This is a genomic window from uncultured Campylobacter sp. (assembly GCF_938041645.1).
GTDB lineage: Bacteria > Campylobacterota > Campylobacteria > Campylobacterales > Campylobacteraceae > Campylobacter_B.
The window spans coordinates 1-18,432 of sequence record NZ_CALIST010000015.1 but is presented as its reverse complement, the minus strand read 5'-3'; the positions used below and the strand labels follow the sequence as shown (position 1 = coordinate 18,432).

General features: G+C 45.7%; 24 protein-coding genes and 5 tRNA genes. 8 read left to right on the top strand and 21 right to left on the bottom strand.

Features of this window, described 5'->3' with window-relative positions:
• Positions 1-25 precede the first annotated feature (25 nt).
• The 13 genes from rplL to Q0600_RS02130 all read right to left on the bottom strand — a co-directional run bounded on the left by rplL (position 26) and on the right by Q0600_RS02130 (position 4,998).
• Positions 26-406: a 50S ribosomal protein L7/L12 gene (gene rplL, locus Q0600_RS02190; RefSeq protein ID WP_177386842.1), complete on the bottom strand. Its 381-nt coding sequence runs from the start codon at positions 404-406 to the stop codon at positions 26-28.
• Positions 407-426: 20 nt separating this feature from the next.
• Positions 427-906 carry a 50S ribosomal protein L10 gene (gene rplJ / locus Q0600_RS02185; protein WP_298756382.1) on the bottom strand — a complete coding sequence of 160 codons (480 nt, stop codon included), beginning with the start codon at positions 904-906 and terminating at the stop codon, positions 427-429.
• Between the two features lie 113 nt (positions 907-1,019).
• On the bottom strand, positions 1,020-1,721 hold the full coding sequence (rplA, locus tag Q0600_RS02180) for a 50S ribosomal protein L1 (RefSeq protein WP_291939398.1): 702 nt from the start codon (positions 1,719-1,721) through the stop codon (positions 1,020-1,022).
• 56 nt (positions 1,722-1,777) lie between these two features.
• Positions 1,778-2,203: a 50S ribosomal protein L11 gene (rplK, locus tag Q0600_RS02175; protein WP_005872629.1), complete on the bottom strand. Its 426-nt coding sequence runs from the start codon at positions 2,201-2,203 to the stop codon at positions 1,778-1,780.
• Between the two features lie 20 nt (positions 2,204-2,223).
• Positions 2,224-2,754, bottom strand: coding sequence for a transcription termination/antitermination protein NusG (nusG, locus tag Q0600_RS02170; protein WP_297921286.1), 531 nt, complete (start codon positions 2,752-2,754; stop codon positions 2,224-2,226).
• A 14-nt stretch (positions 2,755-2,768) separates the two neighbouring features.
• Entirely contained in the window at positions 2,769-2,942 is a 174-nt protein-coding gene (gene secE / locus Q0600_RS02165) for a preprotein translocase subunit SecE (RefSeq protein WP_005872632.1), read from the bottom strand.
• Positions 2,943-2,954: 12 nt separating this feature from the next.
• A tRNA-Trp gene (locus tag Q0600_RS02160) sits at positions 2,955-3,030 on the bottom strand.
• Between the two features lie 9 nt (positions 3,031-3,039).
• Complete coding sequence (rpmG, locus tag Q0600_RS02155; RefSeq protein ID WP_005872634.1) at positions 3,040-3,213, bottom strand: 50S ribosomal protein L33; 174 nt, start codon at positions 3,211-3,213, stop codon at positions 3,040-3,042.
• A 55-nt stretch (positions 3,214-3,268) separates the two neighbouring features.
• Positions 3,269-4,468, bottom strand: a complete 1,200-nt coding sequence (gene tuf / locus Q0600_RS02150; protein WP_040304280.1) for an elongation factor Tu — start codon at positions 4,466-4,468, stop codon at positions 3,269-3,271.
• Positions 4,469-4,524: 56 nt separating this feature from the next.
• A tRNA-Thr gene (locus tag Q0600_RS02145) sits at positions 4,525-4,599 on the bottom strand.
• Between the two features lie 113 nt (positions 4,600-4,712).
• Positions 4,713-4,789 (bottom strand) — tRNA-Gly (locus Q0600_RS02140).
• A 12-nt stretch (positions 4,790-4,801) separates the two neighbouring features.
• Positions 4,802-4,886, bottom strand: a tRNA-Tyr gene (locus tag Q0600_RS02135).
• Between the two features lie 36 nt (positions 4,887-4,922).
• Positions 4,923-4,998, bottom strand: a tRNA-Thr gene (locus Q0600_RS02130).
• A 126-nt stretch (positions 4,999-5,124) separates the two neighbouring features.
• Here Q0600_RS02130 and Q0600_RS02125 point away from each other — a divergent pair.
• On the top strand, positions 5,125-5,337 hold the full coding sequence (locus tag Q0600_RS02125) for a hypothetical protein (protein WP_177386846.1): 213 nt from the start codon (positions 5,125-5,127) through the stop codon (positions 5,335-5,337).
• Between the two features lie 624 nt (positions 5,338-5,961).
• On the opposite strand, the gene Q0600_RS02120 is transcribed toward Q0600_RS02125, so the two are convergent.
• Genes Q0600_RS02120 through hemB form a run of 7 tightly spaced genes read right to left on the bottom strand, consistent with a single transcriptional unit; the run spans position 5,962 to position 11,410 of the window.
• A complete protein-coding gene (locus Q0600_RS02120) occupies positions 5,962-7,266 on the bottom strand; it encodes a (Fe-S)-binding protein (protein WP_298756379.1) in 1,305 nt (434 codons plus the stop codon).
• A gap of 11 nt (positions 7,267-7,277) precedes the next feature.
• Entirely contained in the window at positions 7,278-8,642 is a 1,365-nt protein-coding gene (gene hemN / locus Q0600_RS02115) for an oxygen-independent coproporphyrinogen III oxidase (protein WP_298756376.1), read from the bottom strand.
• Positions 8,635-9,117: a DUF2603 domain-containing protein gene (locus Q0600_RS02110; RefSeq protein ID WP_298756373.1), complete on the bottom strand. Its 483-nt coding sequence runs from the start codon at positions 9,115-9,117 to the stop codon at positions 8,635-8,637. The genes hemN and Q0600_RS02110 overlap by 8 nt, the downstream gene beginning before the upstream one ends.
• Before the next feature lie 15 nt (positions 9,118-9,132).
• The gene (gene argF / locus Q0600_RS02105) at positions 9,133-10,056 is read right to left on the bottom strand and encodes an ornithine carbamoyltransferase (protein WP_298756370.1); all 924 of its coding nucleotides are present in this window, start codon (positions 10,054-10,056) and stop codon (positions 9,133-9,135) included.
• Complete coding sequence (locus tag Q0600_RS02100) at positions 10,053-10,178, bottom strand: hypothetical protein (protein ID WP_298756367.1); 126 nt, start codon at positions 10,176-10,178, stop codon at positions 10,053-10,055. Before Q0600_RS02100 ends, argF begins: the two co-directional genes overlap by 4 nt.
• A gap of 39 nt (positions 10,179-10,217) precedes the next feature.
• On the bottom strand, positions 10,218-10,433 hold the full coding sequence (locus Q0600_RS02095) for a hypothetical protein (protein WP_297913778.1): 216 nt from the start codon (positions 10,431-10,433) through the stop codon (positions 10,218-10,220).
• 2 nt (positions 10,434-10,435) lie between these two features.
• Positions 10,436-11,410 carry a porphobilinogen synthase gene (gene hemB / locus Q0600_RS02090; RefSeq protein WP_298756364.1) on the bottom strand — a complete coding sequence of 325 codons (975 nt, stop codon included), beginning with the start codon at positions 11,408-11,410 and terminating at the stop codon, positions 10,436-10,438.
• 63 nt (positions 11,411-11,473) lie between these two features.
• Here hemB and ribA point away from each other — a divergent pair, with 63 nt between their 5' ends.
• The 7 genes from ribA (at position 11,474) to Q0600_RS02055 (ending at position 16,891) form a co-directional block, all read left to right on the top strand.
• Complete coding sequence (gene ribA / locus Q0600_RS02085) at positions 11,474-12,034, top strand: GTP cyclohydrolase II (protein WP_298756362.1); 561 nt, start codon at positions 11,474-11,476, stop codon at positions 12,032-12,034.
• On the top strand, positions 12,031-12,609 hold the full coding sequence (gene rsmG / locus Q0600_RS02080) for a 16S rRNA (guanine(527)-N(7))-methyltransferase RsmG (RefSeq protein WP_298756359.1): 579 nt from the start codon (positions 12,031-12,033) through the stop codon (positions 12,607-12,609). Before ribA ends, rsmG begins: the two co-directional genes overlap by 4 nt.
• Complete coding sequence (locus Q0600_RS02075) at positions 12,609-12,815, top strand: hypothetical protein (RefSeq protein ID WP_177386853.1); 207 nt, start codon at positions 12,609-12,611, stop codon at positions 12,813-12,815. Before rsmG ends, Q0600_RS02075 begins: the two co-directional genes overlap by 1 nt.
• Positions 12,812-13,354, top strand: a complete 543-nt coding sequence (locus Q0600_RS02070) for a hypothetical protein (RefSeq protein WP_298756356.1) — start codon at positions 12,812-12,814, stop codon at positions 13,352-13,354. Before Q0600_RS02075 ends, Q0600_RS02070 begins: the two co-directional genes overlap by 4 nt.
• Before the next feature lie 569 nt (positions 13,355-13,923).
• Positions 13,924-15,126 carry a chloride channel protein gene (locus Q0600_RS02065; RefSeq protein ID WP_298756353.1) on the top strand — a complete coding sequence of 401 codons (1,203 nt, stop codon included), beginning with the start codon at positions 13,924-13,926 and terminating at the stop codon, positions 15,124-15,126.
• 199 nt (positions 15,127-15,325) lie between these two features.
• A complete protein-coding gene (gene lysM / locus Q0600_RS02060) occupies positions 15,326-15,748 on the top strand; it encodes a peptidoglycan-binding protein LysM (protein ID WP_298756350.1) in 423 nt (140 codons plus the stop codon).
• 480 nt (positions 15,749-16,228) lie between these two features.
• Positions 16,229-16,891 (top strand): hypothetical protein, encoded by a 663-nt coding sequence (locus tag Q0600_RS02055; RefSeq protein WP_298756347.1) that lies wholly within the window; start codon positions 16,229-16,231, stop codon positions 16,889-16,891.
• A gap of 171 nt (positions 16,892-17,062) precedes the next feature.
• Here the strand turns inward: Q0600_RS02055 and Q0600_RS02050 are convergent, their stop codons facing one another.
• Entirely contained in the window at positions 17,063-18,121 is a 1,059-nt protein-coding gene (locus Q0600_RS02050; RefSeq protein ID WP_298756344.1) for a DUF3137 domain-containing protein, read from the bottom strand.
• Positions 18,122-18,432: the final 311 nt, after the last annotated feature.

The following is an 18,432-nucleotide window of genomic DNA, read 5'->3' as shown; positions in this document are numbered from 1 at the left end:
ATGCGAAATTTCAAAATTTCGCGATTTATTTGAGTTCGACTTTAGCGCCTGCTTCTTCAAGCTCTTTTTTAGCCTTCTCGGCATCTTCTTTGTTAAGTCCCTCTTTAAGAACGGACGGAGTAGCCTCGGTAGCGTCTTTGGCTTCTTTTAGACCAAGACCCGTTAAGGCGCGAACAACCTTAATTACGTTGATTTTCTTGTCACCCGCATCAAGCAATACGACATCGAATTCTGTTTTCTCTTCAGCTGCTGCCGCGCCTGCGCCGCCAGCGCCTGCGCCGCCAGCTACCATAACCGGAGCTGCGCTTACGCCAAATTTTTCTTCGAATTCTTTAACTAACTCGCTAAGCTCTAGCACCGAAAGATTAGAGATATACTCTAAAACATCTTCTTTTGAAATTGCCATTTTATTCTCCTAAATTTTAATTAAGCGCTAGCTTCTTTTTTCTGCTTAAGCGCATTTAAGCCGATCGTAAAATTTTGAATCGGCGCATTCCATACTTGAAGTAACATCGCAATAAGCTCGTCTCTCGAAGGCATCTTCGAAAGCGCCCTAACCTTATCTACGCCGGCTACTTCCCCATCGATATGAGCGGTCTTAAGCTTAAAAATTTCATTTTTCTCTTCAAATTTAGCCGCTACTTTACATACAGAAAGCTGCTCGCCCCATAAGAAGATATTGGTATCTTTAAAGCTAAGTCCGTTTTTTTCGGCATTTTTTAAAGCGATATTAGCTAGGGTATTTTTGATAACTCGAACCTTTACGCCCGCTTCGCGCGCGCTATTTCTAAGATCTTCAAGCTGCTTAACGCTAAGGCCTTTAAAATCGGAAATTATTATAGCTTCGCTAGCCTTGAAAGCCTCGCCAAGCTCCGCTACTATCTTTGATTTTTCGTCTCTCGTCATTAGGTCTCCTTTCCGATCGGTGATTTCAAGCCAAGCGATCGAAATTTTAAAATTTCGATCAATTAAGTTAAAAACCTTGAGCTATCTCCAATCTAAGATAAAAATTTAAAATTTTATTTTAAATCGATTATTTCTTGATTATCCAGTGTAACTGCAGGGCTCATAGTAAGTGAAAGCGATGCATGAGTTACGTATCTGCCCTTCGCAGTCGCTGGCTTATGCTTATTTATGGTTTTAATAAACGTCGTCAGATTGTCTAAAAGCTGCTCTTTGCTAAAGCTAGCCTTGCCAAGGCCTGCGTGAATATTTCCCTGCTTATCGACGCGGAAATTTACCTGTCCACCCTTAGCATTTTTAACGGCCTGAGCGACATCCATAGTAACGGTACCGGTTTTAGGGTTCGGCATAACGCCTTTTGGACCAAGAATACGACCTACCTTACCGACTAGTCCCATTAAATTTGGAGTGGCAATAAGAACGTCGAAATTTATATTTCCTTTTTGAATCTCTTCGATCAGATCATCGGCGCCCACGATATCGGCACCTGCTTCGCTAGCCTCGCTAGCTTTTGCGTCTTTTGCAATCACGGCTACTCGAACGCTCTTGCCAGTACCAGCAGGCAAAACGACCGAGCCGCGCACCATCTGATCGGCATGTCTTGGATCTACGTTTAGTTTAAGAGCGATCTCCACCGTCTCATCAAATTTAGCAGAAGCTAGGGTTTTTACCGTGCTTACCGCTTCGTCTACGCTATAAATTTTATTTACGTCAACTTTTTTTAAAAGTTCGTTGAATCTTTTTGAATTTTTTGGCATATATTTCTCCGCAATTAAAGTGCTACCGCTTTTTTAAACCTTAGCGGTCAAAAGGTCTAGTCAGTAACCGTAATACCCATAGAACGAGCCGAACCCGCTATAATCCTAGCCGCCTGCTCTCTATCTTTAGTATTCAGATCGGCGATCTTTTTCTCGACGATCTCTAAAACCTGAGCTTTCGTTAAGGACGCCACCTTCTTTTTAAGAGGGTTGTCCGAACCTTTATCTATCTTCGCCGCTTTTTTGATCAAATCCGTCGCAGGCGGTTGCTTAGTAATGAAAGTAAAGCTTTTATCGGCATAAACCGTGATGATGACTGGGATATTAAAGCCTGCCATATCTTTGGTTCGCTCGTTAAACGCTTTGCAAAATTCCATAATATTAACGCCCTTTTGACCTAATGCAGGACCTACCGGCGGGCTTGGATTTGCTTTTGCGGCCGCTATTTGCAGCTTGATTTCGCCAACAACTTTCTTAGCCATAAATTTACTCCTTATAAAATTTAAATAATCTTTTCAACTTGCGAGTATGAAATTTCAATCGGCGTGCTTCGTCCGAAGATCGAAACATTGAGGCGAAGCTTGCCGTGGATCATATCATACTCTTCTACGATGCCGTTGAAATTAGCAAAAGGTCCGTCGACGATCCTAACCGTCTCTCCGTCTTCGAAATTTATCTTCGGCTTAGGAGCCTCGCGATTATTAATCTTTTCTAGAATTATCTCGATATCTTTTTCCGGTAGCGGAGAGGGTTTTTTCGCCTCGCCGATAAAGCGACTGACCTTAGGCAGCATCTGAATTCTATGCCATAAAGTGGTATCCAGATCTAAATTTGCAAAGCAATATCCTGGATATAAGCTGCGCTCTTTAATGGTTTGCTTTGTATTTTTGACCTCTATAACATCTTCGGTAGGCACAAGTACTTCACCGATCTTAGCCTCAAGCGCTTCATCTTGCTTTAGCGCTTCTATCGCACGCTTTACCGCCATCTCGCTGCCAGCGTAAGTTTGTATCGCATACCATTTATTTGCCATATTACGATCCTTACTTAGGCCGTTATCAAAGCGGACATAATCAGATCCACTAGCGCTAAAAACAGTGCGATAACTACGACTACGACGACCACAGAGATATATGCTGTTTTAGTCTGATCTTTAGTCGGGAAAATTACCTTATCTAACTCTACTTTTGCTTGTTTATAATACTCTTTTACTTTTTCCATACCCAATCCTCGTGGCAGGGCAAGAGGGATTCGAACCCCCAACCATCGGATTTGGAATCCGGCGCTCTACCGTTGGAGCTATTGCCCTATAAAACAATTAGCCTTTTAACTTTACTTCTTTATGAAGCGTGTGCTTTTTTAATCTAGGGCAATATTTTTTAAGTTCTAGTTTTTCGGTCGTAGTTTTGCTATTTTTATAAGTAGTATAGTTGATATCGCCACTTTCGGAGCATTTTAATCCGACCTTTACTCTACTTGAATTCTTTGCCATTTGGTTTCCTTGAATAAAAAAGCAGGCGGAATTTTAAAATTCCGCCTGCAAAAAATTAAGCGATGATTTTCGAAACGACGCCTGAGCCTACAGTATGACCGCCTTCGCGAATCGCGAAGCGAGTACCTTGCTCAAGAGCGATCGGAGCGATTAGCTCAACGGTGATTTTAACGTTATCGCCAGGCATTACCATCTCGGTCCCCTCAGGAAGAGTAATCGAACCGGTAACATCTGTCGTACGAACGTAAAACTGCGGTCTATAGTTATTAAAGAATGGAGTATGGCGTCCGCCCTCTTCTTTAGTTAGGATATAAACCTCGCCCTCAAATTTAGTATGAGGAGTGATCGATTTTGGTTTGCATAAAACCATACCGCGCTCTACTTCTTCTTTCTTGGTACCGCGCAATAAAACACCTACGTTATCGCCGGCTTCACCTTGATCCATCTCTTTTCTAAACATCTCAACGCCGGTAACGGTAGTAGTTTGAGTAGGTTTAATACCTACGATCTCGATAGTATCGCCAACTTTAACGATACCTTTTTCGATTCTACCGGTTACAACGGTACCGCGACCGGAAATCGAGAAAATATCTTCGATCGGAAGAAGGAAATCTTTATCAGTATCGCGAACAGGAGTTGGAATATAGCTATCAACCGCGTCCATAAGCTCCATAATCTTTGCAGACCATTCGCCATCTTGTCCAGCTTTTGCTTCCTCAAGAGCCTTAAGGGCAGAGCCTTTAATGATTGGGGTTTCGTCGCCAGGAAATTTATACTCTTTTAAAAGATCTCTAACTTCCTCTTCAACTAGCTCTAAAAGATCCGGATCATCGACCATATCGGTTTTGTTTAGGAAAACTACGATATAAGGAACGCCTACTTGGCGAGAAAGCAAGATGTGCTCGCGAGTTTGAGGCATAGGACCGTCTGCAGCGGAAACAACTAAAATAGCTCCGTCCATCTGAGCCGCGCCGGTAATCATATTTTTTACGTAGTCGGCGTGGCCAGGGCAGTCAACGTGAGCATAGTGACGTTTCTCGGTCTCATATTCGATGTGAGACGTAGCGATAGTAATACCGCGCTCTTTTTCCTCTGGAGCGTTATCGATATTGTCGTAGTCCTTTAGCTCAGCTAGACCCTTCCTAGAAAGAACAGCAGAAATAGCAGCTGTCAAAGTAGTCTTACCATGGTCAACGTGACCGATGGTACCAATGTTTACGTGTGGCTTGTTACGATTAAATTTTTCTTTAGCCATCATATCCTCCGTTATTGATTTGTGGATTACACAACAAACTAAGCGACTCTATTTTATGGAGCTCATAGCGGGACTTGAACCCGCGACCTCTTCCTTACCAAGGAAGTGCTCTACCTCTGAGCCATATGAGCCTAAACTCAGGCAAAGAGAAATCGCTACCAATACCCAACAATGCGACCAAAATTTAGATTATGTAAGCATATAAAAGCAGTTAAGTTTTACAGCTCCCAGTAAACCTAAATGGTGGAGCGGGAAACGGGGCTCGAACCCGCGACCCTCAGCTTGGAAGGCTGATGCTCTAGCCAACTGAGCTAATCCCGCATCAAAAATTCATGGTGGTGAGACGTGGATTCGAACCACGGAAGGCAAAGCCAGCAGATTTACAGTCTGCCCTCGTTGGCCACTTGAGTATCTCACCCTTTGATGAAATCTGGTCAAACACTGTTACAAAAAATGGAGCTGGTGGACGGGATCGAACCGCCGACCCACTGCTTACAAGGCAGTAGCTCTACCAGCTGAGCTACACCAGCATTTTGAAATTGAAGTGGCAATTATAACCGAAAAATCCCCAATTGTCAAGGCTAAAACAGCCTATTTTAAAATTTCATAAAATTTCTGCTATAATGCGCCCGATTTTAAATTTTAAGGAATTTTATATGAAAATCGTACCTTGGATCATAATAGTTTTTATGATTTATTTGATTTATTATTTTATCTCCCGCTCTGAAAAGCGCCTAAATACCCTTGAAAAGCGCCTAAATAAGATAGAAGAAAACTTAAGCGAGATAAAAAAGGCTACCGAAGCCAACAGGCTTTTGATCGAAGAAGCAAAGCTGGACTCTGAAGATGACACAAAAGAGCAAGAATAAAATTAAATTTAAATCCATGATCTCGCTAGCTTAGCTTTTTTTGCTAAATACTCGTGCTAAAAATTGTGAGTATATTTTATGCATACTTTGGCATTTTTGAAAGAAATTTTGCCCCAACGCCAAAACCGCGAAGTGCAAGAAGCTCATACGTAACTAATTCTTTAAATTTTACGAAATTTAAAATTCGCGTTTTAATCCTGCTCCGCCAAGCAAATCCACGCAAATCAATAAATCAAAATTCCAGCCATTCGCTTACAGCGAAAATTCCATAGAATTTCAAATAATGCCACATAAAATTAAAATTCTGCCAAAATCCATCCCTCAATTCAACTTCTTAAAATTTTGCGCAAATCCCTCAGCTAAAATTCTAAACTAAAAAATTTTAGTATTTAAAATCATATTAATCAACCCCACCGCAACAGCAAAGCCTATGGGTTCACACCGCACGCCACTTCAGGCTGATATATCCGAAAGCTCAAAAGCGCAGACCGCAACCTCTATAAGCTAACGATAAAATTTAATCATAATTTTTAAAAACCAAAATTTAAAAAGCACAGAATTTTACCCCAGGATTTGAATTGAGTAAAAAGCTGGCGAAATGCAGGAGCTTCTAAAACGCAAAATTTATCCATTGGAATTTTCCTCGCCCATAAGCGCTTCAGCGATAAGCTCTAGCGGATTTATGCACCTCATCTGCGAGCTGCTTAAAAAAAGCGAATTATTTAGCTGCATCCTGCACGCACTGCACTCAGCAGAGACTACGCGCACGGGTAGATCCGCCATTGCGCGCGCCTTAGCTAATCCTGCTTCACGCGCGAGCTCGTAACGCTCGGTCTGCATCGTCATACCGCCAAATCCGCAGCATTTATTAAGTTCATCCATCTCGATTATTTCGTAGTTTTGAGCGAGCAAGCCGCGCGGTTCTTTCCAAATACCCTGCATTTTGCGGGCATGGCACGGATCGTGATAGGTAATCGCTAAAGCCCTTTTGCCGCGGTGCATCAAAAGATCACTTAAGTTTGTAAATTTATAAAAGTATTCACTCGCCATAAAAATTTTACTCGCAAGCTTTTGCGCGCGGGCTTTCCATTGCGGCTCATTTTCAAAAAAATGCGCGTAATCCACCCGCAACATCGCAGAGCACGTAGCCTCGGGCACTATAATCGCATCAAGAGCAGGCAGAGCTTTTTCGAAATATGCTATATTAAATTTTGCCACGCGTTCAACCGCTGCAAAATCTCCCGTAAAATACGCAGGGGCGCCGCAACAGGCTTGTTCCTTCATTAAATTTACGTTTAGCTTTAGCGCTCGCGCGATATGTAAAACCGCCTCGCCTACGCCCGTGTAAGCGTAGTTTGCCATGCAGCCTATAAAAATTCCAATAGTTTTTTCGCCGCCGTTGTCGATAAATTCTGCATGAGAGTTCATAAAGCTCTTTTTCGCAGGAGCAGGTAGCAAGCGTTCTTTTTTAAGTAGTGGCAAGTCAAATCTAGGCGACATAGAGCTTTGCGTATCTTTTCGCATCTTAAAGCCACAGCTAAGAAACACGTATCCAAGCGCTGCTGCTAGATCCAGCGCTTTGCGGTGCCCGAGCAGCCAAAACGCAGCTTTTTTGTACCACGCGATACCAAATTTCTCCGCAATGTGCGCGCGAATATTCTCGATTGCCGTATCTATGGGCAAAGACTCGCCGCAAATATCTACGCAGCTGGTGCATAAAAAGCAGCTCTCAAAAATTTTCTTAGCGTTTTTATCAAGCTTTAGTTCATTCCTGCCGTAAGCGCCCAAAAGATCCACAAATCCGCGCGGGCTCGTTACTTCATCGCCGTTAATGCCATGAATCGTGCAGACTTGGATACATTTACCACATTTTACGCAACGCTCGCTAAGTGCCGCAAAATCGAACGCTCCAAGCTTTGCCTTACTCATAGCCGCGCCGCTTAAACGGTTTTAGAAAAGCGCTTCTCGCCCAAATTTTTACCCATATACTCATCAAAGCACATCGCGATATTACGGATCAAAAGCGTGCCGGTGGGCGTTACGGAAATTCTATTCGGCGAGACTTGCACGAAATCCTTTAGCGCCTCAAGCTGCTTTAAGCTCGCATCAAAGTGCTCGAAAAATTTTATCTTAAATTTTTCCTCGATCGCCTCTATATCGACGCAAAAATTACTCATCAGCCCCATAATCACCTCTTTGCGCAGCAGATCCTCTTCATTTAGCAAAACGCCCCTGCAATATGGCAGCCTGCCCGCATCTATCGCGGCCTCGTAAGCATCCATATCTTTGAAATTTTGCGCGTAGTGGCGCGCGCCCTCGCCGATGCTGGTTAGCCCGATACCGATCAGATCGGCGCCGCCCTTGGTCGTATAGCCCTGGAAATTTCGGTGTAGCGAGCCGTTTTTAAGTGCAGTATGAAGCTCATCGGCGGGCTTTGAGTAGTGATCCATGCCGATCATCTCATATCCGTTCGCGCTCAAAAAATCGTGCGTAAGCTTTAAAATTTCAAGCTTCACTTTAGGCTCCGGTAGGGTCGTCTCGTCAAATTTACGCATAGATTTTTTGATCCACGGCACGTGCGCGTAGTTAAAGATCGCAAAGCGGTCCGGATCAAGCGAAAGCGCAAGCTCCAGCGTGCGCTTAAAGCTAGCTAGGCTCTGATACGGAAGACCGTAGATCAGATCCATATTTATCGATTTTATCCCCCTCGCGCGCGCCATGGCTATGACGTCCCTCGTAAGCTCGAAAGGCTGGATGCGGTGGATCTCCTTTTGCACGCGCTCGTCGAAATCCTGCACGCCGTAGCTGATGCGATTAAAGCCGTTTGAAACGAGCACGTCTAGCTGCTCGGCGTTTAAAAACCGCGGATCGATCTCGCAGCTGATCTCGGCTTCGGGGCTGAAATTTTTAAAATATTTTTTGATATTTTTTATGTGGCGCGCGAGCTGTTCGGCGCTAAAATACGTAGGCGTACCGCCGCCGAAGTGCATCTGCACGACTTGCCGCGAGCCGTCCACGACGCCGCTTAAAATTTGCATTTCGCGCTCGATATAGTCCAAATACCGATCCATCTTGTCGCGCTTGCCTGTGTAGATTACGTTGCAGCCGCAAAAATAACAGGCGGAGCGGCAAAACGGCATGTGAAAGTAAAGCGACAACGGCGTGGAGCTTTTTTGATTTTTTAGCTCGTTCAGATACCCGTCGTAGCTGAAGTTTTCGCTAAATTCCAAAGCGGTCGGATAGCTCGTGTAGCGGGGTCCCGGGCGCGAAAATTTCGCGTAAGCGTCGAAGTCTATGTTATTCACGGCTGCCCGCCTTGGCTTTGACAAGCTCTTCGATATCGATGAAAAGGTTCGGATGCAGGCTTTTTACGCGCGAGACGACGGCATCGACGTCTAAGCTTAATCTTTTCGCACTCGGATTTGCGCCCGTTAGCCTTCTGATCTCGTCCATACACACGATCCACGCGTCGCCGAAATCCACCGGCGTATGCTGTAAAATCGAGCGCTCAAGCTTGAGATTAAAATTTTCCTGCATCGCGTTTTTGGTCGCGGCGATGAGATTTGCGAGCGATTTTATCGAGATCATCGTGTGCACTTCGTTATTTTCGTCGATGCCGAACCACGGCTCCTCGTCGCTCCACGAGCCGCTTTTTAAAGTGAGTTTTTTCTCGTTGTCCTCGCCCTGCGAAATTTCAAAAACCGTCCTTTTCGAGCTATCCAGCCCGAAAAATTCGCTCGCTTTGTCGATCTTTTTTAGCGCTTTATCTTTTTCTTCCATGCGTTCTCCTAAAATTTATCTTTTTTGATCCAGCCAGACCATGACGCCCTTTTGCGCGTGCAGGCGATTTTCCGCCTCTGCAAAAATTTCATCCGCGTGCGCTTCAAACACAGCCTCGCTTACCTCATATCCGCGGTACGCCGGCAAGCAGTGCAAAAATATCGCGCCGCTACCTGCTAGAGCCATTAAGCTTTCATCCACGCAAAAGCCCGCGAAATCGCGAATTCTTCGCTCTTTTTCGGCTTCTTGCCCCATCGAAACCCAAGTATCGGTCGTCACGACGTTTGCGCCCGCTACGGCTTCCTTTATATCGTTCGTTATTAAAATTTTAGCGCCTGAAATTTTAGCATTTTCTTGCGCCTGCGCCAGTATCTGCGGATCAGCCTCATAGCCCACGGGCGTCGCTATTCGCAGCTCAAAGCCAAGCTTGCTAGCAAGCATCAGCCACGAGTGCGCCATATTGTTACCGTCGCCCACGTACGCGGCTTTTATCTTTGGAGCTTCAATACCGCACTCCACGATCGTCATTAGATCCGCCATTAGCTGCACGGGATGAAATTTATCGCTTAGCCCGTTCATCACCGGCACGCGGCTAAATTCCGCAAGCTCTATGAGCGTCTCGTGGCGATTTACGCGCGCCATAATCAGATCGCACATTCGCGAAATCACGCGCGCAGTGTCTTTGATCGGCTCGCCTCGCCCGAGCTGGATGTCGCGACTGCTCAAAAACAGCGCGTGTCCGCCAAGCTCGTTCATCCCTACATCGAAGCTCACGCGCGTCCTGGTCGAGCTTTTTTCAAATATCATCGCCAATTTTTGATCTTTCAAATACGGCTTAAAATTTCGCGCTTTGGCCTCTTTTTTAATCTTAAAGGCTAAATTTAAAATTTCGATTATCTCGTCTTTGCTAAAATCGTTTAACGTAAGAAAGTGCCTCATATCGCTCCTTTATCTTTTATAAATTTACTAAAAAATTCTTTTAAATCACCTTTCGTCATATCGCCCGTAGCCACCTTTACGACTACGTCTTCCATCGCCGCATAAAATTCCTCGTCGTCCAAAACTATAGAATTCGCCGATAAAAACTAGCGTCAAATATTTCATTTATCCTTTAATCGCTCAAAAACCGCCCTATTGCTCGGCTTATCTAATTTCGCAATAACGGCGCTAGAAAGCTCGTCGAAATTCTCTATGCACTCATCCCCGTTTACGGGTAAAATTTTAGCTTCAAATTTCATCTTTTTTGCCAGCTTCATCACGGCATCCAAGACGGCTTGCATTTCATTACTTTTAATTTCGAGTGCTATCTTATTCATCGCTAGCCCCTGTTTAAAATTTCCGCGATCTCTTTGGCGTGATAGGTGATGATCATATCCGCGCCGGCGCGCCTTATGCCTATCATCGTCTCCATCATCACGCGCTCATAATCGATCACGCCCGCCTTCTTGCCCGCCTGCAAAAGCGAGTATTCGCCGCTTACGTTATACGCGCAGATCGGCAGTAGCGTGCGCTCCCGCAGATCTCTGATTAGATCCAGATACGCAAGCGCGGGCTTTATCATCAAGATATCCGCTCCCTGCGCCTCATCTTGCAGGCTTTCGTTGATCGCCTCAAATCTATTTGCGGGATCCATCTGGTAGCTGCTGCGATCGCCAAAACTTGGCGCGCTCTCCGCCACGTCGCGAAACGGTCCGTAGTAGCCGCTGGCGAACTTCGTCGAATACGCCATAATCGGTAAATTTTCAAATCCGCCGCGATCGAGCGTCTCTCGCAGAGTTGAGATAATACCGTCCATCATGCCGCTTGGAGCAATCATATCCGCGCCCGCTTTAGCGTGCACTAAAGCCTGCTGCGCTGAAATTTCAAGCGTCGCGTCGTTATCCACCGTCTGATGCACATGATCGATGATGCCGCAGTGCCCATGGTCGGTGTATTCGCAAAAGCACAGATCGGTGATTACTAATAAATTTGGAAATTTAGCCTTTATCGCGCGCAGCGAAGTCGCGATAATGCCGTCCTCGCTTAGCGCATCCGAGCCGATGCTGTCCTTTAGCGAAGGAATTCCGAAAAGTAAAATTTTATCCAAACCGAGCGCCAAAAGAGCCTCGCACTCTTTTAAAATTTCATCGACACTCATCTGAAATACGCCGTGCATCGAGGCGATCTCCTTTTTGATGCCGCTTCCTTCCACGACAAAAAGCGGATAGATCAGCGAGCGGGTTTGCAGATCGGTTTGTCGCACCAGATCCCTAAGCGCGGGGTTTATTCGTAGCCGTCTAAATCGTTTAAACATTATTTTTCCTTTTTTAGCTAGAATTGCGGGATTCATAATATCACAATTGGAGTAAATTTAAGCATGGATATAAAAATTTCAGAGGTCGCAAATCTCCCCTCCCGCTTCGGAAGCTTCCGCGTTCAATCATTCAAGCAAGGGAACAAAGAGCATTTGGCGATATTTAAGCAGCCTTTCGCAGGCGTCGTAAATGTGCGGATCCACTCGGAGTGCCTTACCGGCGACGCGATCGGAAGCCTAAAGTGCGACTGCCGCGACCAACTCGAAGCGAGCCTAAAATATATCGAGGAGCACAGCGGCATGGTGATCTATCTGCGTCAAGAGGGGCGCAATATCGGGCTTTTTAATAAAATCAACGCCTACGCGCTGCAAGATCAAGGTCTCGATACGATCGAAGCAAATCATCAGCTCGGCTTTAAAGCGGATGAGCGCACCTACGAGATCGTGGATTTCATACTCGCTCACTTTGGAATTTCGCGCATAAATCTGCTTACGAACAACCCGCAAAAGCTGCACGATCTAAAAGTCGAAGTGGTAGCACGCATTCCGATAATCATCACGCCTAATAAATTTAACGAAAACTATCTGCGCGTCAAAAAAGAGCAGATGGGGCATCTGCTGTGAAGCTTGCGCCCGGCGAGAGCTTTGGCGAGCAGGTCGCTAAATTTAAAGCCTGTCTGCAAAAATTTAACCGCGTCCATAGTCTCACGAATTACGACGATTTGGACGCGGTGGTGCGCGACAGCCTAAGCGGAGTGGAGTTTATATCGTGCCATCCGCGCATCGCGTGCGACATCGGCTCGGGAGCGGGCTTTCCTGGGCTATTTTTGGCGCTCGCGCTACCGCTGTGCGAGTGGCATCTGTTTGAACCTAACCGGAAAAAAGCGGCGTTTCTAACCTACGCGAAGGTTAGCCTTGCTCTAGCTAACGTAAAAATCCACGCCGAGCGCGTGCAAGACGGCGCAAAGCTGCGCGCCGATCTGATAAGCTCGCGAGCGCTGATGAGCGCGCGAAGCTTGGTTGAAATTTGCCGCGGCTTTTACGACGAAAACACTACGTTTTTGCTCTACAAAGGCTCGGGCGCAGAGGCGGAAGCGAAGGAATTCCGCAAGGAATTTACGAGCGCGCACTGCGAAATTTTTAGCGGCAAAAACGCTTTGAAAAATAGAAAATTTTTAGTGATCAAAGGGGCAAAATAATGGGAAAAATTCTAGCCATAGCCGTCATCGCGGCGCTCATATATTTTTTGATAGTGCCTAGATTTCGCATAAAGAAAAAGGACGATGCGACCGAGCTTTTGGCGTGCGACGAGTGCGGGACGTACTTTAGCAGCGACGAGCTTGCTCTGCGCGACAAAAAGCGCCTTTGCAAATCCTGCGAAGCCAAACTAAGGGGCGGCAAATGATCATCCTAGGCCACGCGCTCGTGCCCTACGAGCCGCTGTATCTCATCAAAAACGGCGACGAAGTTTTCAAATACGACAATCTGCTCTTTAAATTTAACGACAGGCTCATTGCCGCAGCGCAAAAGGCGCAGAAAAAATTTAGCGTTATTACGAATGATGTAAATGAAATTTTACTCGCAAACGGCGCAGGCGCGCGCTTCATCATCGTGGATAAAAAATCCGCCGCGCACGCGCAAAAGCTGGCAAACGATTATCTTTTCGACGCCAAGATTGCGATGTTTATCGGCTCTGCGCGGGCGCTAAAAAACTTAGCCGAGCTCGGTATCGATGCGGCAATCTTTAAAGACGCGATCGCAAACGCGCCCAAATCGCTACTTGCAAGCATTGGAGACAGCGTAGGTTCGAAATTTCACTTCGGACTTCCGAAAAAAGATGAAATTTTCGGCGGCGCACAAAAGCTCGCGGACAAAATTTCGGCTCTGGATAAAAAGCTAAGCGCACCCGCAGCCGGTAAAAATGACGATATCTGGAAAAAATAGCAAAATCCTAAGCGAATTTATTCGCTGGTATAAAATTCCTATGACTCATGCAAATTAAAATTCCGCGCATAATTTTGCTTAGCCTCGCGGTTTAGAATTTAACGCGAATTTCACCCACTTACGCGGATCGGAATTCTACGCGGAATTTTGCCCTCTTTCGCAAATTGGAATTCTGCGCGAAATCCCACGCGTCCTCTACAAAATTCTCTCGCTTACTCAATTTAAAATTTTACCCGCTCGGATAGATTTAAATTTTACGTAGAATTTCGCCTGTCCTCGCGGCAAGAAATTTCAAATATAATTTTACCCTCTCGTGCGATGCGAAATTTTACTAAATTTTCTACGCGCGATATAAAATCTACGTAAATTTTACTCGCGCAATTAACGTAAATAAAATTCCGAACCTGCCTAAGCTTCATAGAATTTCGCGCAAAATTTACCTACAGAGATGATATAAATTCTTAGCCATTGTTTTAAATTTTACTCGCGTTTTAGCTGCTTTTATGCGCGCGGTAAGGATTTTTTAAAGCTAAAATTTTATATAATTATACGTTTCAAAAAGGCATATTTTGAGTACTAAATTCTTTCTAGCGATCCTTGCGATAGGCATTATAATGGGGCTTTGCGCAGGGCTCTTAAACTTCGGCATCAACGAAATTGAAACTTTTGCTTTCGGGCATAATGATGAGGAATTTCACATTATCACGGAGCAAACAACCGAGCTTAGGCGCTTTCTTAGCGTCCTCGCAGCTGGCGCAATCGTAACTATAATTAGAATTCTGCTAATAAGACTAAAACCTTTTTTAAACGTATCTTCAATGATGGGGGGGCAAAATCCGCCGTTTTGGCAAAATTTAATCCACTCGGTTTTGCAGCTTGCAGCCATCGCCATGGGCGCACCGGTAGGCAGTGAGGCTGCTCCGCGCGAGCTAGGTGGCTTGTTTGCAGCTAAAATTTGCCGCGCCTTAAATATCGGCGGAGACGAGCTTCGGCTATTTGTCGCATGCGGCGCGGGAGCTGGACTGGGCGCTGCATATAACGTCCCGCTAGCGGGCGCGCTTTTTAGCCTAGAAATTTTGCTTAAAAGCTTCGATACTCGAGCGATTTTGTGCGCCTTTGCTACAAGTGCGGTGGCCACAGCTACAGCGGAATTTGGAGCTTCAAAAGAAATTTATTACGCAGTTTCAAACTTCGCCCCTACCCCGCAGAATTTACTCGCAGCGGCGATAATCGGACTTGTCACGGGGTTTGCGGCGAAATATTTCCAAGACGGGGTGCGCTTGTGCGAAAAGCTGCGCATAAAAAGCCTTAAAATCGCACTTACACTGCCATTTGCATTCGTGCTTACCGCGGCGGTCGGCGCATACGTGCCTGAAATTTTAGGTAACGGGCGCTCGGCAGCGCAGTTTGCTTTCAACTCAGCGTCCTTTAGCCCATATTTGCTTGCGATCTTGCTTTGCAAAGCGTTTTGCATTTTGATGATCTTTCGCTGCGGCGGATACGGCGGCACGCTAACGCCGAGTTTTGCGCTGGGCGCAGTTTTAGGGCTATGCATAGGATTTGCGATCGGCGAAATTCTGCCTATTAACCTAAGCGCAGCTGGGGTTTGCGGAGGGGCTGCCTTTTTAGCGATCAATTTAAACGCGCCGCTTTGCGCCTTTGCCCTAAGCGCGGGATTTTGCGGGCTAAATCTCAACTCATATTCGGTCGTCGTTTTTAGCATCGTATGCGCCGTGATCGCTAGAAATTTACTGACGAAAAATTTAGCGTAGTCGCAGCGCTGATAATTCATACGCTGCAAACATGAATCGATGGGCGCGGCGATGATGGTCCAAGGACCTGCTGTCGCGCATAGACTGAGCGCAGTAGGTCGCATCATTGGGCTAGGTCGGAGCCGTAAGGATATGCGCCTAAGCTGATCGTTGGTAAATTTAAGATAAAATTTTGCCACTTTAACCAAAGGAGAAAACAATGGGTTTACTTTCATTCGTAGCCGAAGCAGGCAAGAAACTACTAGGTCTAGGCGATGACGCCAAGCACGTAAAAGACGAGATCGCCACCAATCTCAGCTCTACGCCGGTAGAAGGGCTAGAGGTCGAGGTGCAGGGCGACACCGTCAAAATCAGCGGCAACGCCGATAAGGAAACTCTTGAAAAAGCAGCCCTCATCGCGGGCAATACCGCAGGCATCAAAAACGTGCAGATCGAGGGCATTAGAGAGGATAGCGCCGAAAACTACTACACCATCGTAAAGGGCGATAACCTATCTAAAATCGCGAAGAAATTCTACGGCGACGCGAACAAATACAAGATTATTTTCGACGCCAACCGCGAGGTTGTCAAGGACGCGAACCTCATCTATCCAGGGCAGAAGATCAGAATTCCAAAAGCTTAAGCTTGCTTTTGAATGCTGCGGCTTGATTTTGCAAACCGCGAATTTTACTTTTGCGAGCATTGCGCTGCGTTTATGCGAACTGCGTTTTATAAACCTGCGACGCAGCGCGATTTTGGCGAGCTAAATTTTACTAGTTAGCGAGGCGCCGCGGTTTTTTACGCTTTACAGAGTATGATTTTACAGACTGGCAGCGCGAGCGCGGTTTTTTGCGGGGCGTGATTTTAAGCTGGCTTTACGGCGCGGTTTTCAAACTGCGACTTTATAAGCCGACGACACGGCATGATGGTGTGAGCTATAGATTTTACTGCGGATTTACGAACTGCGGATTTGCTTTTGCAAGACAGGTTTTGATTTTAAGCCGTGACGCGGTTTTGCGAGCCGTACGACGGCGGATAGTGGATTATTTGCCGCACTTGCGCGCTGTCATCCTATTTGGGAATATATAAAACGCTTTGAAATTCTATTTATAAAGAGCTAAATTTGAATAAATTTAAAATCAGCACTACGCTAGAAAAGGCCGAGTCTAGAGACTACGACAAATATCCGATAATCATCAAAGATAACGCGATAGAAATGATAAAACTATCCCTGCCGTTTCTATTTCTTTTAGATATCATTTCATACTTCTCTCCATATAGGCATCCCGGAGAGCTAACTAGGCGTCCAAAAGAGCTAGGAAGCTGCTATATTAAATTTAAAAATTCCGCCATAGAGTATTTTTCTACGAAGAAAAATTTAGTAGTGCTCGAAATAAAATTATCAGATATATTAGGAATAAAACGAACCTTTGGACCTTCCCAACCCCAATTGCCGACAATCACAAAAAAGTTTGTAATTAGCGTCGTTATGATCTACTTCGTTTTGATGTCAACGGTTTTTTACTTTAAAGGCTATGCGATAGCCTCATTCGTGGTACCGATAGCATTTGGGCTCGGCATGCTTCCATTGCTAATTTTTAGGATAATAAACGGGCTAGGACTTGGACTGGATATGCTAAGCGGCGATAGTTTGATCATCTTTGATAAGCATTTCATTATCGACGCCTCGATTTTAACGAGCAGCGAATACAAGGAGCTAAAAACCTATTTTCTATTAAAAACAGGAAAAAATTTAGATAAAATCCAGCCGCAAATTTTTATATAGGCTAGGAGTAAAGAGCAGGTTTTAGACGTAAAGCAAAAATTTGATAAGCAGCTAAGCGATAAACGTTTAGAAAATAGCCTCGTATGAAATCAAAATTTAATAAAGACCTAGGCGCGCCGAATTATCTTTTAAGAGTTAAAAATTTTTAGCAAAAATACCGCTTAAATTTTATTAAATCCAAATCCTCACATTCAGTTTTAAAATTTTAACGATACTCAAAAAGCTTAAAATTTCGCTCTTTATCTCGCTTGCGGGGTCGCGGCGCAGCACGCTTTCATAGACGCTAGGCTCGAAATTATCGCGCCCGGTGTGCACGAAAATATGAATCCGCCGCTCTCTGATGCTCGCCCAGATCTGCGCCCCGAGCGCATCGCCCACCGCCAAAAATCGCTCCATAAATGCAGGGGTTAGCACGTACATCGCGTTTTGCGGCTCGTCGCTAAGCACCTTGTAGCGCGCGGCAAACTCCACGTTGTCCATCGCAACGGGCTTTAGGCCTACGTGCTGTTTGTTTTGTATCTCGCGCGGATAGATGAAAACGGGCGCGATGATGCGTTTGTTAAATTCCGCTACGAAAAATGCTCCCACGAGCTCGTGCTGTAAATTTTGATGGAAAAAACTCACGTCGCTAAACTCGAAGCTCACCCCCTGCCACGCGCCGCCCACGCGGTCGTTGCCGCGCAGATTTTCGATAAATTCGAACAGATCGCTCTGCACCACGCGCCAAAAAGGCACGCTGCCGTAGGATACGTATTCGTAGCCGAGCTCGCGCACGAAAGGCGCCAGATAGTGCTGCTTGTAGCTTTGGCGGTACCGCCCGGTAAAGCTCTCTTGCGCGCTTTTTACGCCGAGCGCGTAAAGCCGCGTCGCTAACCACGCCCCAAGCGCGAGCGCAGCCAAGCCTATCAACGCCTGCGGCAAGGCTGCGGAGTACTTGAAGATCAAAAATGAGATCGCGACCGCGCCGAATTTCAAAATATTTTCCGTGCCGATGAGATCCTTTTGCCAGCCGTTTAAGTGCACCTCTTTAAGGTTCACGGCAAGCGAGGCGATCGCCAGCAGCATAAGCAGCGTCGCGCTAAAGCTCTGCACGCCCTGCCTGCGCGCAAAATACGCGATGACGCCGAATACCGCAAATAGGGCGATCGTACTTATGACGGCTACGAGCTTTAGCTGCTCCACGTGCTTTTTGGCGTCCAGTCGCAGGCGCTCCAAATCGTAAATAGTCAAAATTTTGCCTTTTTTAAAATTTGCCCGCAATTTTAGCGAAATTCTGGGAATTTTGGAATTTCAAAGCTCACTCGTCCGCACATAAGGTGAATTTTTTATGAATTTCGCACAGCCCCCTGAATTTAAGGATAAATTCAAAGCTCTAAGTTTAAAATTTCGTCGTAGTGGGGCGGTGTGCGGAAGCGAAATTTCGTATAAAAGCGGCGCCGAATTTCGGCGCGCGAAAGCGCAATTTAAAGCAAATTTTAAAGCGAAATCTGCGCGCAAGCAAACCCCACAAATCAAATCATGGAGCAAAAATGAGATATATT

Coding starts and splice junctions, on each gene's coding strand:
- rplL (WP_177386842.1), bottom strand. CDS start 406: ATGGCAATTTCAAAAGAAGATGTTTTAGAGTATATCTCTAATCTTTCG.
- rplJ (WP_298756382.1), bottom strand. CDS start 906: ATGACGAGAGACGAAAAATCAAAGATAGTAGCGGAGCTTGGCGAGGCT.
- rplA (WP_291939398.1), bottom strand. CDS start 1,721: ATGCCAAAAAATTCAAAAAGATTCAACGAACTTTTAAAAAAAGTTGAC.
- rplK (WP_005872629.1), bottom strand. CDS start 2,203: ATGGCTAAGAAAGTTGTTGGCGAAATCAAGCTGCAAATAGCGGCCGCA.
- nusG (WP_297921286.1), bottom strand. CDS start 2,754: ATGGCAAATAAATGGTATGCGATACAAACTTACGCTGGCAGCGAGATG.
- secE (WP_005872632.1), bottom strand. CDS start 2,942: ATGGAAAAAGTAAAAGAGTATTATAAACAAGCAAAAGTAGAGTTAGAT.
- rpmG (WP_005872634.1), bottom strand. CDS start 3,213: ATGGCAAAGAATTCAAGTAGAGTAAAGGTCGGATTAAAATGCTCCGAA.
- tuf (WP_040304280.1), bottom strand. CDS start 4,468: ATGGCTAAAGAAAAATTTAATCGTAACAAGCCACACGTAAACATTGGT.
- Q0600_RS02125 (WP_177386846.1), top strand. CDS start 5,125: ATGAAAATCGTACCTTGGATCATAATAGTTTTTATGATTTATTTGATT.
- Q0600_RS02120 (WP_298756379.1), bottom strand. CDS start 7,266: ATGAGTAAGGCAAAGCTTGGAGCGTTCGATTTTGCGGCACTTAGCGAG.
- Q0600_RS02110 (WP_298756373.1), bottom strand. CDS start 9,117: ATGGAAGAAAAAGATAAAGCGCTAAAAAAGATCGACAAAGCGAGCGAA.
- argF (WP_298756370.1), bottom strand. CDS start 10,056: ATGAGGCACTTTCTTACGTTAAACGATTTTAGCAAAGACGAGATAATC.
- Q0600_RS02095 (WP_297913778.1), bottom strand. CDS start 10,433: ATGAATAAGATAGCACTCGAAATTAAAAGTAATGAAATGCAAGCCGTC.
- hemB (WP_298756364.1), bottom strand. CDS start 11,410: ATGTTTAAACGATTTAGACGGCTACGAATAAACCCCGCGCTTAGGGAT.
- ribA (WP_298756362.1), top strand. CDS start 11,474: ATGGATATAAAAATTTCAGAGGTCGCAAATCTCCCCTCCCGCTTCGGA.
- Q0600_RS02075 (WP_177386853.1), top strand. CDS start 12,609: ATGGGAAAAATTCTAGCCATAGCCGTCATCGCGGCGCTCATATATTTT.
- Q0600_RS02070 (WP_298756356.1), top strand. CDS start 12,812: ATGATCATCCTAGGCCACGCGCTCGTGCCCTACGAGCCGCTGTATCTC.
- lysM (WP_298756350.1), top strand. CDS start 15,326: ATGGGTTTACTTTCATTCGTAGCCGAAGCAGGCAAGAAACTACTAGGT.